This window comes from Bremerella cremea, assembly GCF_003335505.1.
Taxonomy (GTDB): Bacteria; Planctomycetota; Planctomycetia; order Pirellulales; family Pirellulaceae; genus Bremerella; species Bremerella cremea_A.
Genome location: NZ_QPEX01000024.1, coordinates 359,599 through 376,216, shown reverse-complemented (window position 1 = coordinate 376,216; position 16,618 = coordinate 359,599). Strand labels below are relative to the sequence as shown.

Here is a 16,618-nt window from a genome sequence, read left to right as displayed (position 1 = left end):
CCGCCAGAAACACAACCGTGTCGACTTCCAGCGTTCAAGACGAGACCATCCTCCGCAGTGTCGTACGTGTGCGTCCTGATTTGGTCTATGCGCGACGTATTGAAGAGGGCGAGGAAATATGGGTCGTTAAAGATCCAATCACGCTTCGCTACTTTCACTTCGGTCCGGCGGAAGTCTTCATCATGCGGCTTGTCGATGGACGCCATGGCTTGAGTGCGATCAAGAAGCAATACGACACACAATTTGCCCCACAGCGAATCTCGCAGCAAGAGATTGTGGCGTTTTGTCATCGCCTGCATCAGCGAGGGCTATTAATCAGTTCTGCAGAAAATCAGGCTGATACCTTGCTCCGGCGAAGGCAAAATCAGCAATGGATGAAGTGGGCCAGTTTGCCGCTGCATGTGCTGGCCATCCGGTTGCCCGGCATTGATCCAGAACGTTTCCTGACGGCAACGCAGGGGGCGGTTCGTTGGCTCTTCCACCGGACCACCATTGCTATCGTGCTGTCTCTGGCACTGCTCGTGCTGCTGCTTGGTTTATTGAATTTGGAAACGATCACCACCAGATTGCCCGATCAGTCGCAATTTTTTCGCGGCGAGAATTTGGTGATCTTGCTGGTCACCATGGTGCTCGTCAAGGTGCTGCACGAGTTGGGACATGCCTATTGCTGCAAGACGCTGGGAGGCGAATGCCATCAACTTGGCGTCCTGCTGATGGTGTTTGCGCCAGCGATGTACTGCGAAGTCTCTGATGCCTGGCTCTTTCCTAAACGCTGGCAGCGGATCCTGGTTTCGGCTGCGGGAATGTATGTGGAAGTGATTTTAGCAATGCTGGCCTTTGGGCTTTGGTTTTTCGCCCGGCCAGGGGCGGTCAGCGATTGGTTGCTTAATATTGTCTTTGTCTGTGGCGTGAGTACGTTGCTGGTCAACGCGAACCCCTTGTTGCGTTACGACGGTTACTACATTCTTGCTGACGTATTGAACCTGCCAAATCTGAGTAGCCGCGCAAGTGAAGCGTTGTGGATACCGATTCGCAACTGGTTTCAGCGACGCCCACGAACTGTCGTGCGCGAGCCAAAGCTCGTTATCCTGCGGATCTATGCCGTTCTGGCAATCGTCTATCGCACGCTGGTGTTCGCTTTGATTTTGTGGTTTCTGTACCTGGCATGCCGGACGAACGATATTATTCCGGTGTGGCATGTTGTGGTTACGTTATTTTTAGTCGGCATTTTGCTCAGGCCGGCGATGATGGCATTTCATTGGCTGCGGCAACCCAGGCGGAAGGGACAAGCCATGCTCAAACGTCGCGTTCTCTTTGCTACCGGGCTGCTGCTTTTGATGGGGGCCGGGCTGGCGTTGATTCCCATTCCCACAAGAATTCACGTGCCGGTGATTGCCGAGATCAAGTCGGACTATCGCGTCTACGTGCAGATCGACGGAACGGTGCTCGAAACTCTATCACCAGATACGCAAGTTTATCCAGGAGATGTCTTGGCTACGCTCGTCAACGAGGACTTGACCGCCGACCTGCTAAAAACGGCGGGTGAGATCAAGTTGCAGCGACAGCATCTGGCCAGCTTGAAGTTGCGGGCAAGTAACCGAGCCGAGGTGGCAGCTCAGATTCCAACGGCTGAGTCGGCCTTGCAAGACCTGTTAGATCGCGAGACGGTGTTGAAAAGAAAGGCCGATCAACTCCTCATTCGTTCTCCGGAAGAAGGTGTCGTGATCTCTGCACCACGCAAGTTCGCTGAGGGGGATTCAGCACGGTTTTTACCAACGTGGTCTGGCGATCCATTGGATCGCGCGAATCGAGGTTGCTTCCTACAGCGGGGAGATCTGCTGTGCTTGATCGGTGATAAAAAGTCGTTGCAGGCTCGTTTGTTTGTCAGCCAGGATCAAATTGAATTGATTCGCCCAGGCGACCAGGTTTCTATTTTGTTCGATGGAATGGCCACGCATGCGATTCGCGGAACGGTGCAAGAGGTTTCAACGGATCAAACCGCTGAGGTTCCTCGTAATTTGTCACGCAACCTGACGCTCCGCGTGCAGCGTCAGAACGACGGTTCGTTGGCTCTGGCGGATGGCGCGTTCTCGGTAACCGTCGACCTGTCTGAGCACGATAAAACGACACTCTTGCCGGGAACGACGGGTCGGGCTGTGGTCGTGGGGCGTTCGCAAACTGTCTGGCAGATTGTGGCCCGCTTCCTGCAGCTGAACTTTCGCTTCTTCTCGTAAGCCGCAGCGGCGAAAACAACAACGAGCGATTTAAGGAAACGCCGCACCAATACCGCTGTAGACGGCACCGGTGTAGATGATCCCGCGCCAGCTGAACGGCAGGCCATGCCGATCGTGTGGGTTGCAATCGCCAGGGCGGAAGTGCCCCAGCGTATAGACCCGTTCGCACGGAGGATTTACCCCCATCTTGTAAGGCAACGCCAACGTGTTGGCAAAGAAATGGGCAGCCGAGTAGACCGGCTGCAGGTGCCTATGCTTGTTGCCGTAGCGCTCGAGATTGACTTCTTCAAAGTACAGCGGCTGGTGATAGAAGGCCGGGGCTTCCCAAGCTGCAATCATGGGATACCAATCGTGGTGATAGCCGTAGGCGTAGTTTTCGATTGGTTCCTGCGAGAAGATCTTCGCCGCGATGTTTTCCGGAGGCGTGATTTTCTCGCCGTTGACGACGTAGTCGAATGTGCGACCGATACCAAACTCGTCTGGCAGACGGCCATCGTACAAAAGTATGCGATCGGTGGGAGTGAGTCTCTTAAAGAAATCCTCGTTCTGTGACGAAAGCTTGCCACGATCGTTTAGAACAGTTGCCGGGCTTAACGGCTTCATCACAGGGACAATATCCGACGGACTGCTGGGCTGAACAACGGCTTGAATGCGCACTTGCGACTTGGGAGCATTCTCGTCTGCAACAAGCGGGTGAACGAGAACGACCGAAAGCAGTAGCGTGACGACTCGCCCTAACGTTCGAATGCCAATTTTCTGAATATGCGTAACGCCGGGCATTGAGACGGATCCCTTTCCAGATTGGGCACCTTGGTGTCGGCACCCCAAACGAGCCGTTCCGCGCGGATACGGCATCCTTGGTTATTTCGACCACCGGCAAACTTCCCCCGCACCTATAAGGGGAGAAGCAAAAGGGCTTTCCCAATTTGCCCAATCTGATATGGAAACGACTTAAATGGGATTACCTCTGAAGGGTGGGTGAAGTTCCGGTGCTGGCCCTTTGAAGTCCGCCAAAAGCGTGGTTTAGGCGAGATAAAATCGAATTCAGAGGAAGTTCATTGACATGCTACCAGAGCGTGACTTGAATGAATTTCTGTCTCCTTAATCGTTAGTATGGGGGATTTGCCAAATATTGGGCAACTTCTGAATTGGGAATCGGCAAATGTATTCCCGAATACCCCATTGGGGCTGGAGTTCCACTTGCCCCTAAGTCGAGCTGCGAAACATGAAATCTAAGAGCTTCTGGAACCGATTCTTCAGGCCACCTGCCGAGAAGAAGGGGCGTGCCCAGGCAGCTTTCCAAGAGCAGTTTGAAACGAAGTTGCAATTTCGCGAGTTGGAACCACGCGTCGTGTTGGCGGCGGATGCGGTTTACGATTCGGGAACGCAGACTTTGACGATCACGGTGGAAGATGGAGACTCGATCGAGATCGGTCGTGCTGGGGGGAACGACTTTCTTTATGTCGATGGCCTGACAAGTAGTTCCGGCGACGGGGCCTTCGCAGCCGGCAAGCTGACGCTCGACACCGCGACTCTTACCTCAATCACGATAACGGACACCAATACCAATAACTCCCTTGATCCTTCGATGGTCACCTTCTTGGCCACATTGTCCAACGGAACGGACCTTGATCTAAGCTCCAGCTTTACCACCCTCGATAATGTCGATGCGGTCTCGGTCGAGATGGGAGCGGAGGTACGCGTTGGTTCACTCAACCTGCTGTCGACGGGCGTCAATACGGACGATACCTCAATAAGTATCGATGGTCAGGTGATCGGCGATGTGAATGTCGACGCCACGAACACGACCGGCAAGACACTAACGGTGACAAGCACCGCCAATGGAAGCATCACCGGGACGAACTTCACGATCAACCGTGACGCAACTGCTGGCGTCGTCGCTATTGATTTAGAGCTCGGCACGCACGACCTCGATACGCTTTCGCAAAGTGTGACGAGTGACAATGTCAGCATCGCCTTGACCGATACGGACGATATTGCGTTGGGAAATATCGTCGCTTCCGAGATTACGGTCGTTGCAGACGGGGCAATTCAGGACACGGCTGCCACGCACATCGAGGTCTCTGGGGCTGCCTCGTTTACTGGGACTGAGATCACGCTCAATCAGTCTGTCGCTGGGCACGACTTTGCTCAACTGACGCTGGTAACTTCGGTGGCAGATGCGAAGATCTCGGAAACGAACGGATTTGCCTTCGACGGCGCCAGTTCGATTGCTGGTGACTTGGAAGTCGAGACCGGAGGCTTCGTCACCCAGGCCGGCGGAACCCTCTCGGTCAGCGGCGAAACCACGATCACGGTCGCGGATGGCGCCAATGTGAAGCTTGACCAAGCCAATGATTTTAGCGGGCAAGTTGCCGTCACGGGAAAAACGGGACACGCGGCAGCAGTAACCCTTAACGACATCAGCGGCAACCTAACGCTCGGCCAGATTCGGGCTAAAGTTCTCACTGCCACCTCGGCTGGTGCCATCTCGCAAGGCAGCGGAGAACTCGACATCACGCAAACCGCCAACTTCGTGGCTGGCGGGGCCATTGCGCTGGAAACAGGGACGAACCAGTTTGGAGGCTCGGTAAACGCCAATTCGGCTGGATTCGCTACTTCGTTAGCCGATATCGATGCGATCGAACTGGGAAACATTACCTCTGGTTCGCTTAAAGTAAATGCCGGTGGAGCGATCACCCAAACGGCACTTACGGCTATAAAAACCGGCACCGCCGATCTAGCCGCCACGGGAAGTGATATCACCCTAGCGAATGCCTCGAACAACTTTACGGGCTCAGTCGATGTCACCGGTGCCGAGGTTTCTCTAACCGATGCCAATGCGATTGAACTCGGTGAAATCTCGGCCAGCAAGTTGACTATTAAGGCAGGCGGAGCGATCCCCCAAACGGCTGGAGAAAAGGTGGTCGTCGCTGGAGAAACGACGCTCACTACAACCAGTGCGATCTCTTTGGTAAACGCGGACAATAACTTCAGTGGCCCTGTTGCGGCGACCGGTACCGACGTTTCGCTGAAGGACACAGATGCGATCGTGCTAGGCGATATCGACTCTAATTCCCTTGCCGTGAATGCCGGCGGAGCGATCACTCAAACGGCACTTGCGGCCACTAATACCGGCAAGGCCGAATTTACGGCCACGGGAAGTAATATCACCCTGGCCAACGCCGCGAACGACTTCAGCGGCTCGGTTGATGTCATCGCTGCCGAGGTTTCGCTAACCGATACCAACGCGATTGAACTCGGAGAAATCTCGGCTAATAAGTTGACGGTAGAGTCAGGTGGGGCGATCACCCAGACGGCTGGAGAAAAGGTGGTCGTCGCTGGAGAAACGGCTCTTAGCACGTCCGGTTATGCGATTGCATTGACCAACGCCGCCAATGACTTCGGTGGTTCGGTCGATGTCGCCGGTACCGAGGTTTCGCTGACCGATGCCAATGCGATTGAACTCGGTGAAATCTCAGCCAGCAAGTTGACGGTAGAGGCAGGCGGGGCGATCACCCAGACGGCTGGAGAAAAGGTGGTCGTCGCAGGAGAAACGGCGCTTAGCACATCCGGTTTTGCGATTACATTGACCAACGCCGGCAATGACTTCGGTGGTTCGGTCGATGTGGCTGGAGCCGAGGTCTTGCTGACCGATACCAACGCGATTGAACTCGGCGAGATTTCGTCCAGCAAGTTGACGGTGGAAGCAGGCGGGGCGATCACCCAGACAGCCGGGGAAAAGGTGGTTGTCGCTGGTGAAACGACGCTCACTACGACCAGTGCGATCTCTTTGGTAAACACGGACAATAACTTCGGTGGCCCTGTTGCGGCGACCGGTACCGACGTTTCCCTGAGGGATACAGATGCGATCGTGCTAGGGAATATCGACTCTACTTCCCTTGCCGTGAATGCCGGCGGAGCGATCACTCAAACGGCACTTGCGGCCATCAATACCGGTGCGGTCGAATTTACGGCCACGGGAAGTAATATCACCCTGGCCAACGCCGGCAATGACTTCAGCGGCTCGGTCGATGTCACCGGTGCTGAGGTGTCGCTGACGGATACCAACGCGATTGAACTCGGCGAGATTTCGTCCAGCAAGTTGACGGTGGAAGCAGGCGGGGCGATTACCCAGACGGCTGGAGAAAAGGTGGTCGTCACAGGAGAAACGGCGCTTAGCACATCCAGTTTTGCGATTACATTGACCAACGCTGCCAATGACTTCAGCGGCTCGGTTGATGTCGCTGGCAGTGATGTTGCGCTGGTTGATGCAAATGCAATTGAGCTTGGGCGGATCACGTCCAACAAGCTAACGGTTGACGCCGGTGGAGCGATTGCGCAAACCGCTGGCGAAAAGGTGGTTGTGGTTGGGGATACGTCCCTCTCGGCCACTGGTTTTGGGGTGTCGTTACTGAACGCTGAGAATGACTTTGGCGGTTCAGTCGATGCGGAGGGCAGCGAGGTTGCCCTTCGCGATGTGAATGCGATCGAACTAGGAGAGATTGCCGCCAACAAGCTAACCGTCGATGCCGGCGCAGCGATTACGCAAACCGCAGGTGAGAAGATTGTTGTTGCCGGATCGGGGACGACTTCGTTAACAACAACGGCTTCGATCAAACTCGACAATATCACCAATGATTTTACCGGCCCAGTGACAGCCAGTGGAACAAATATCTCGATCGTAGACGCGAATGCAATCGTGCTCGGAAATGTCTCCGCCGATTCTCTGGCGGTCGTGGCATTGCTAGGTAACATCACCCAGGCCACCGGCACAGCGTTGGACATCGCCGGGACAACGCTCGCGAAGGTCTCGGATACCTACGATGTGGTGCTATTCAATGCGGGGAACGATTTTGGCGGAACCGTTTCGGTAGCCGGCAACCTGCCAGCGGATTCGCCCAACCTGGTTTCAATCCGAGACACGAATCAGCTAACGCTAGGGGATATTCGAGCTGCCAACCTCCAGCTTGAGACCGGTGGCGACATCGCACAAGAGGTCGCCTCCACAATATTGGCGGGCGGCACGACGATCACCGTCGCCGCTGGCAAAAATGTAAGTCTCTTCAACAAAGGTAACGACTTCTCCGGAGCGGTCTCTGTAGCCAGCTTAGGCATGGGGACTCAGGCAGGGGAGTTTAGAATACGGGATGCCAACACGCTCGAACTTGGTAGTGTCGTGGCCCAATCGCTGGAAGTGGAGGCATTCGGTAGTGTGACTCAAGCGGCCGCTACCACACTCAACATAACTGCAGAAACAGCCGTCCGAGTGGGTAGCCTGGCAGATGTGACGCTTTTCAACAGCGGGAATGAGTTCCAGGGGGCGGTCTCGGTTACTGGGATCGATCCTCTCGATGTCCCAGGTAAAGTGAAAATTCAGGATGCCAGCGAGTTGATTCTCGGGAACGTCGAGGCGAACTCTCTGGAAGTCATGGCCGCAGGCAACGTCACCCAGTCCTCATCTGCCACGCTTGATATCGACACGACAACCACGGTGGTGACTGCGGCTGGTGCTCAAGTTGTCTTGTTCAACGCCGGAAATGATTTTCGCGGAGCGGTTTCTGTTGTTGGTACAATGGCGACGGATCGACTGAGTGATGTGCAGATCCGTGACGATGTGTCTCAGTTAGGTCTCTCCCTGACCTTAGGAGACATCCGCACAGATGCGTTGACAATCCGTGCCGAAGGCTCTGTGCAGCAGCTGCTTGCAGCGAAGTTATTGGTGAGCGATACGACTGATATCTCCGTAGCCAACGGGGCGGATGTCGTGTTGTTCAACAATGGGAACGACTTCGGCGGAGTCGTATCAGTGGAAGGAATCGATACCGTGGCTGATACGCCAGGGCAGGTTTCTATCCGTGATGATATTGCCGACGGGCAGAACGTCTCGTTGTTGCTGGGAAACATCAAAGCAACTTCGCTCGATATCATAGCCGCCGGAACGATAACGCAGCCAACCGACGGCAGCACGAACATTGTGGTCACCACTGGTTCCACCGATTTGCAGCTTACCGCCCAAGGCGATATTGATCTGCGTTACGGCGATAACGATATCTTTACTGATACCGGGTTGGGAAAGGATTTCACGGTGACGTTGGGCCTAGTGCCTGAAAACCTGCAGAACTTCTACCTGCGAAACGTCAATGCTGCGGCAATCATTCCTACAGGCGATCTACCGACGGCGTTGGCCGGTGGCACCATGGGGAACGTCACATTGGACTTCCCTAATAGCATGGCCGTCGATCTGCCTAAAATTGATATCAATGAAAACCTGGTGGTGAACCTCGCTGGCGCTCTAACGCAAAGTGGGGATATCACCGTCGGGCAGAACGCTTTATTCACGGCGGGGGCGATTACGCTCGCCGCGACCAACGATCTGATCGTGACGAATCAGGCCAGCTTTGTCGCAGATAAAGGAGACATCGAGGTTGGAGTCGTCAGCACTGCCAACGATGCCTATGCTCGCGGTACGAACTCGGGGCAACAGACCGCTTTCGGAACGGTTACTTTCTGGGCTGCCGATTATGCCGTAACGATCGCGGAAGGTAGCCCTGCCGGAGACAGCGCACCGGGAATGAACCTGGCCGGGGACAACCTTGGCAAGTCGGTTGTGCTCCGTTCGGCTAAAGGAATCGAAACCGATGCGTTGTCGACGTTGACGGTCACTGACCTGGCTAGTTTTTATGCCCAGTCGGGCGATTTGCGATTGGGGAACGGAATCAATGAAGTTGTCGACTTGCGACTCTTGTATGCGGAAGCGAGCGGCAACATCAGCATTCACGAACAGGCCGATACGAACGGTTTGGCCATTGTAGATGGAACGCAAACTAGCGGAACCTTGGCGTTGAAGACTGGTGGCCCACTCGTTCAGGTCAATGACTTCCGCACCGGGGTAGTGCTGAACAACCACATTACGGCTAGTCAGGCTTTGTTGCATTCCGGTGGAGGCATTTTACTCACGTCGCTCGATGTGAACGTGCTGGCGGGTTCGGCTGACGGTACGCCCTTGTTTGTCACGCCAGGAATGGCTTTCGATGTAACCACGGCTGGTCTGAACGGCAGTGATGGTTTTGGCGGACTGCTGACAACCGACTCAATCGATGCCGATCTTCCCGACGAGAATTCGGATACATTTGCCGTAGGGGCACGAGCCGATTCCTTTGTCGCTGGGGCAGGGGAGAACTACTCGTTTATTGCCATCAACGATGGTGACCTCACGATTGCCAAAGTTGTCGACACTTTGGGAGACATCGGGGCCATCAACGGTTTGGAAACCAACGGAGCCGCTGCCGGGCATGCTTTCGTACGAACCACCAATGGTGGCGATCTCACGTTTGGTGCGGCTGGTTCGTCGTCGGTTGTGGTCGATTTGACCAACTCAGGGGTGATCACCGCGCTGGCCTCGGGCGAGTTATCGATCACCGACGGTTCCAGCCTGCATTCTAGTAAAGGGGCAGGCGGAGTGGGGGACCTGTTTGCGGTCGTATCAAAGATTGTGGCGTTCGACGACATGAATCTGCCACCCCCAAACACGCAGTTTGAAATCGACGATCCTGCTTCGTGGGGGCCAGCGTATGTTCGAATCGCCGGAACGGTGGATACGTACTTATTGAATACTTCGACCGGAGTTGATACGCAGGCGGTCTTTGTCTTGACGCAATTAGGGGAAACGGGCGAAATGGATTTCGTACTGGTGACCGATTGGCGTCAGGCCTCCGATCCGGCGGCACCTGCCGTGCTTGGCTTCGAGAGTGTGGTGGTTCTGGAAGTCGCCGGCAATATCGATACGCCGACCAACATTGTCTTCGTCTACCCGTGGCAATTTGCGACCGCACACGCCTCGGTTGAGATACAGGTGAACGCTTACAATAGCCCGCAGATTAACCTTTTCCAGAATGTCGATGCGACGTCGCCGACCAATTTGAATGTCGTGAACGATAGTTTCGCGATGTTCTTTAAGACGCCGATCGATAGCGTACCAATGACAGAGGCTTTTGTCGCTCCAACGCTTCCTCTGGTTGCTCCTGCACCGATCGAGGCCGCAGCGGCGATTGTGACGAACTCGATCGTTGAGACCTCGGATGACTCCCGCGCGTCGACTTCGATAGAAGGAGTCACGGTGGTGGAAGTGAATCCCAACGACCTTGATATGACCATTGGTGAAGAGATCAAGCTCGATGGCGAGTTCATGACGTTGGATGCGGTGAAGGAGTTGATCCAACGAGACGAACGGTTCCAACCAGGCTTGTATCGCATTGTGATTGTCTATCCCGGTATCGATCAGCCGCAGATTTCTTATTACGAAAAGCAGATTCGCGCAACGCCGGCTGATATTTTCGGACTGTACGACAACTCCACGCAGCCACAGGCAGAAGAACTTGCCCTGGCCGATACGCGTGCAAGTTCGCTCTCGCCTGAAGATGTCTGGCAGCAGGAATACGACAAGTGGTTTCCCCAGGTGTACGTCGAACGAGGGAACGCAGGAGAAGGGCAATCGGAAGAAGGAGAAGCCGACCGAGTTCGAGCGGGTGTCCCCTCGGACGAGGATATCATGCTCGAACGGGTATCGATGGTTGAGCTTGATGAAATCGAACGGTTGACCGATCGTTTGCGTGCTAAACAGACGGGCGTTCGCGAGAGCCTGGGAAGTGCGTTATTAGGAGGAACGCTCTTGATGGCTGCTGCCGTTCGACAGCGGGAAGCTGAAAAACAAACTCCACCGCAAGAGTCTGCCGAGGAAGTGCCAGAAAATGTCGAGCTAAATGCCAATGCGCTCGATCGGCTTCGCCGCCGGACGCGGCAATGGCTATGATCGTAATCTAGGTTAAAGGAGCGTTATGCAAGCCAACTCGTTTGGGGACAGGCTCATAACGCGTTATCATCCGACCTGGAAGATGCCGGTTTTCAGGGAAAAGCTATCGAATCGCCGTAATCCATCGTGACACGTCCACCCGTGCCACGAATCGGGGAAGTTTCTTCATGTCGACTTTCAAATGCCCTCAATGCCATGCTGAGCTGCCTGACTTTCAGCGATTGGCAGGTTTTTGCCCCAATTGCGATGCAAGATGGGAAGGTGCTGCGGTTGAGGAGGATGGTAGCGATAATTCCCCGGTACTCGATTTCAGCGAGTCAGATCAGCTTCCCGCGCAAACGGATCCCTCGTCTGAAAAACAAGATCAACGCTACGATGGTTTCACCCTCGAGCTTCCCGACGACAAGCAGCCATCTTCGGACGAGATCAACCAAACCATCGATCTGCCCAATGCGGCTGAGGTGGGCCAAGAGCTGCTCGCAAAGGTCGACGAAAAAGATTTTGGGCAAACGATCGAGTTTGCTATCGAGGATACGTCCGCCACGATCGCAGCGGATGAATTGAACACCAAGGGACCCACCCCAGCGGATCGCCCAGAAGAAAACGATATTGATGGGCAAGCCACCATCGAACTGCCGCCAAGTGGTAGTGCAAATGATGCGATGCAGACGCTCGATCTTGATGTCGAGGAAGGGTACGCGGAAGATTTTGGCCAAACGATTGATATCGATGAAAGCAAACGTCCGCTAAGCCAAGAAGATCTGCATGTCACCATTGGTTCCAAGCCACTCTCCCCCAGCGATGTGAAACGGTACTGGGGGGCCGGTGATGGCTCGCCCATGGAAACGATGCGCACGGCGACCGTCAGCAAAGCCAAGCAAATGGGGGTCGACCTCTGTCGCCGAATTCTCTCTGATCAAGAGGAAGGCTCCGACTATGCAATCATCAGCCAGATTGGCAAAGGAGGCATGGGGGTTGTCTACGCTGCCAACCAGAAATCACTTCATCGCCGGGTCGCGGTTAAAACATTAAAACGAGACATCGGACAACGGGAAAATGATCGCGTTAAGTTCCTCAGCGAAGCGGTTATTACCGGGCATCTAGACCATCCGAATATCGTACCGATTCACGAACTTGGTCAAACCGAAGACGGCACGCTGTTCTATTCGATGAAGTGTGTCACCGGCACCGAGTGGCATAAGGTGATTCGCAACAAGACGGAAGCGGAGAATCTAGAGATCATTCTCAAAGTGGCCGACGCGATCGCGTTCGCACATTCGAGAAATGTCATTCACCGCGACTTGAAGCCAGAGAACGTCATGCTCGGCGAGTATGGGGAAGTCCTGGTAATGGACTGGGGACTGGCGGTTGATCTTAGCCGCAACGAAGAGTTCACTATGGGGGGAACTCCGGCCTACATGGCTCCGGAAATGGCCAAGGGGCCACTCGAACGAATCGGCAAATGCAGCGATATTTACCTCCTAGGGGCCATGCTGTACGAGATCGTCACTGGCTTCCCGCCGCACGCAGCTTCGACGGTGACGGAGTGCCTTGTTGCTGCCGCTCAGAATGTGATCGTACGTTCCGATAGCACCAGCCGTCTCAAGAATATAGCCTTAACGGCGATGGCGACTTCTCCGAAACTGCGATTTGCTTCGGTGGCGTTGCTACAGGAAGAAATACGCAAGTATCAATCGACGGCCCAAAGTATCGAGCTTACCAATAACGCTCTGAAAGAACTTGAAACTGCCAAGGAAACGGAAAACTACGAGCTGTTTTCCCGAGCCATGTTCGGTTTCGAGGACGCGTTGAAATTATGGAGCGAGAACGATGCCGCTGATCACGGAGTTCGCGAAGCTCGCTTGGAATATGCTAAGTGCGCGCTGAAGAAAGCGGACTACGACCTTGGTTTGCAATTGGTTGGCTCTTCTGATCCGGATGAAGAACCGATTTATACAGCCTTGGTGAGGGCCAAAGCCGATGCGGAACGGACTGCTCGTAATGCGAAAATGGCTCGCTGGATTGCCGTGGCGTCGTTGATGTTTGCCTTGGTGGGGGCTGGTGTCGGGCTCTTTCTGATCAATGCTCAGCGAGAACGGGCCGTTGCCGCCGAGGCGTTGGCCAAGGGGGAAAGAGACCGTGCCAACGACGAAGCTCAAAGAGCGAACGACGAAGCACAACGTGCCAACGATGAAGCTGGCAAAGCTCGTATCGCCGAAACGGAAGCACGACGCCAGGAAGGAATTGCCCTTAAGAATTTGAAAACGGCGAATGAACTAGCCGAAGAGCTCAAGGTGGAACAGGCCAAGCTGGAAGATGCCCTGGTCGACGTGCGGCTGCAGAAGAAGTTAGCCGATTTCGCCGGCATGTTTTCAGAAGTGGGCTTAGCGCAATCTAAGGTTGAAGCGAATGACATTGCTGCAGCGCTCAACCTGTTGGAAAAAGTTCCGCCTGAGTATCGTAGCTGGGAATGGAAGCATTTGGCTTATCTTTGTCACCCTAATATTCCCCATATGAGTTTCGACCGGATGGCGACCGCAGTCGACATTTCCCCTAATGGGCAATGGACGGCGATTGGAACCAACGGTGATGGGGTTTACTTGGTATCGGCAAAGCAGCCTATTGCCGAGGCCAAGCCGGTGCATCTGGCTGTTCCAGATTGCCGGATCAACGTGTTGCGTTTTTCACCAGATGGGAAAGAGCTTTGGATTGGCACCGATCATTCTCGCAAACACTTGCTCGTCTGGAATTTGAAAGACCCGCCAACCTTGGTCGACGTGCCCAAGCTCGATAAATATTTTCCGTACAACGAGGTCCGTTCCGTCGAGTTCGCTCCGGACGCTCGCGGTGATGTATACGTCGCCGTTGGTGGTTTTATTTATCGTGTGAACGCGAAGTCGAAGGTCGCCGAGACCGCTTTAACGGCCATGACCATGTTTGACGTGGCGGTATCGCCCAACGGAAAAGAGTATGTGCAATCGCAGGAATACGATGGTCGCTACACCGTTCGTCGACGAACAGCGGATGACCAACACGACGTAATTGCAGAACTACAACTCGACGAACCAGCCGAACATTGCCAATATCTCAGCGACGATCAGGTTGTGTTGGCAATGGCCGATGGAAGTCTGCTGCTGTGGGATGGAGACTCGGAAGGAAAAGAGTCGGCGGTATCGCTGCCTTCGCAGGTAAATCAGTTGCGGTTTGATCAATCACGAAACCTACTGGCCATCTCACTGGTCGATGGTTCGATTATGCTGCTTAAGCTTGATTCCGAAAGTGGAAAGTTGATGCCTTTCAAGACGCTGCGTGGGCATCGTGGAAGCGTTTTTGATTGTGCTTTTCATCCCTCGCAGCCAGAAGTCGTTTCTGCTTCGGAAGATCATACTGCGCGGTTCTGGAACTATAAAACCTATCGAGATGAACTTGATGTCGAATTGCCAGCGAGCGTGCTTTGGGCTGGCTTCTCGCACGATGGAACCAAGTTCATAACCGGAGACCGTTCAGGCGCTGCCAAAATCTGGAGTACCGATTCGCAAGCTAGTCAGCCGCTGCACAACTTGCACGTAGGAGATTGGGACCGTCAGAACTTTGCCGAACAGGCCATGACCATTCCTGTTGGGGCTGGCGATTTTCTGTTGACGGCGGACCCTAGTGCTGGGGTTGATGTTTGGGATATCGAGAAACAAAACATCGTCTGGCATCACGATACCCAAGGTGGTTCCCGCCGCATTGTCGCTATTACAGGCACCGATCAGTTCATCTATGTCGACGCCGAGCCGACCGACAACGGCAAGCAAACTACCATGCTCCGTTCGGCCTCGACCAGTGGAGAGCCTGGTTTCAATGTCGCCTGCAAGATCGGTGCAACTCAGATCGTATCTCTCGCCGTTTCGCCAGGTGGTAAGTACTTGGCGATTCTGACACCTGTGTGGGTGCAAGTGCATCAAATGCCGAGTCCAAACGCCAAGCAACTGCCAGACAAACCGGTATGGCAGATGAACGCCGCGAACTTGAAGCAAATTGCGTTTCAATCGGACAGCGTGCTTATGATTGGCAACCCTGCGGCAAAACCGCTGGGGACTTTATCGATGGTTGACTTCTTGAAGGATCAGCGAGTCTTCGAGTTTCCCGGCCAGGAAGCAGGAATCCCGTTTCTGCTGTTCTCGGTGTCACCAGATTCAACCCATGCGGCTGTCGTTTATCATCAGCTCGATGAAGCAACCGGGCGTGGCCCGTCGCAGTTGTGCTTGTTTGATTTAAAAAAACGGAAGCTACTTCGGAGTGTTGCTTGCGATAGCCGAGTGACCTCTCCTTCGATCTCCGACGATAATCAGGTGATCTACTTTTTGTTGGCGCGATCGGATGAGGGGACCGATGTTGGACGCTGGGATGTGTCGCAAGATAACTATCAAGTTTGGAACCACGCGCGAGTCGGCGATGCCGGTTCTCGCTTGGGAATGCGTCATGTTGCTCGGGTTGAATCGCTGCCAAATGATAAGCAGCACATTCAAGTGACGTACTACAATCGGGACGTCGAATATTGGGATGCACAAACGGGCCAAAGCTCGATTCGCTTGGCGACTTCCAGACCGGTGGTCTTCGCCGATTTTTTAACAGGGGACCAGCAAGTCGTCACCGTTCATCTTGATGGGCTCGTGCGTATTTGGGATGCCACATCCGGTGACTTAATCAAAGTATTCGATGTTGGCTATCAAGCGATTCAAGGTGTTGCTTTGCATGACGACCTTTTAGCGGTCGGAGGAAGCAGTGAAGAAGTTGCCGTGATCGACCTGGCCAAACAAGAAGTCTTGCCAGCTTGGAAAAGCCGCGAAGGGGTAATTGATGCTTTGGCTTGGGTGCCTGACGAAGGCAAATTGAAATTGTTGGTCGCCAGCAGCTTCATGCAGAAGCAAGACGAACTTGGGGAGCAATTGTTGGGCTCGCTACGAATGTATGATCCTACTTCGGGAGAACCACTCAGCGAACCGTTTGCGACACACCCAGGCAAGTTTTTGAGTTTGGCGGTGTCCAGCGATGGGACACGGATGGCGGCCACCAGTACGGATAAGCTGATTCGACTGTGGGTGGATGCTCGTTGGGAGAAAATCGCCATGACTGCCCCCCGAGAATTGGCCGGGCACTCGGCAGATGTGAGCGGTGCCGCGTTTACTGGCGATGGCAAACGTCTTGTGACAGGCAGTGCCGACGGCGCACTAACTGTCTGGTTTGTCGAATATATGGACGTAGCCGCCGACATGGACGATCAGGATACGGCCTCTTCCTTAGTAGTGCAGGAATTTGTCCCCTTGAAAGGGCATCGCAAGGCGATCTCGTCTATTGTCTTCTCACCCGACGACCGTATGCTGTTAACGTCCTCTCTCGATCGTCAGGCAATTTTGTGGTTCTCCACACAACTGCCAGCAGAGCAGAAGCCAGAGGTCGAGAACGATGTGCCTACCGGCTCACAATAGCGTAAAATGCATCCATTGATAGCGATGTGTTAGATAGTTACTTACCCGATTTCCGCAATTTTCCTAATTTAGAGGGCAAATTTCAAGAAATCCTGCAA

The 16,618-nt window shown here is 54.2% G+C and carries 4 protein-coding genes; 3 read left to right on the top strand and 1 reads right to left on the bottom strand.

Annotated features, from left to right (window positions below; translation table 11 throughout):
* Window positions 1-17 precede the first annotated feature (17 nt).
* Window positions 18-2,234: an HlyD family efflux transporter periplasmic adaptor subunit gene (locus DTL42_RS12895; protein WP_114369128.1), complete on the top strand. Its 2,217-nt coding sequence runs from the start codon at window positions 18-20 to the stop codon at window positions 2,232-2,234.
* A 30-nt stretch (window positions 2,235-2,264) separates the two neighbouring features.
* Here DTL42_RS12895 and DTL42_RS12890 read toward each other — a convergent pair whose 3' ends face one another.
* Entirely contained in the window at window positions 2,265-3,014 is a 750-nt protein-coding gene (locus DTL42_RS12890) for a hypothetical protein (protein WP_114369127.1), read from the bottom strand.
* A 445-nt stretch (window positions 3,015-3,459) separates the two neighbouring features.
* Between DTL42_RS12890 and DTL42_RS12885 the strand changes: the two genes are divergently transcribed.
* Together DTL42_RS12885 and DTL42_RS12880 are read left to right on the top strand one after the other, a co-directional pair.
* Window positions 3,460-11,046 carry a hypothetical protein gene (locus DTL42_RS12885; RefSeq protein WP_114369126.1) on the top strand — a complete coding sequence of 2,529 codons (7,587 nt, stop codon included), beginning with the start codon at window positions 3,460-3,462 and terminating at the stop codon, window positions 11,044-11,046.
* Window positions 11,047-11,213: 167 nt separating this feature from the next.
* Window positions 11,214-16,520, top strand: coding sequence for a protein kinase domain-containing protein (locus tag DTL42_RS12880; protein ID WP_114369125.1), 5,307 nt, complete (start codon window positions 11,214-11,216; stop codon window positions 16,518-16,520).
* Window positions 16,521-16,618 lie beyond the last annotated feature (98 nt).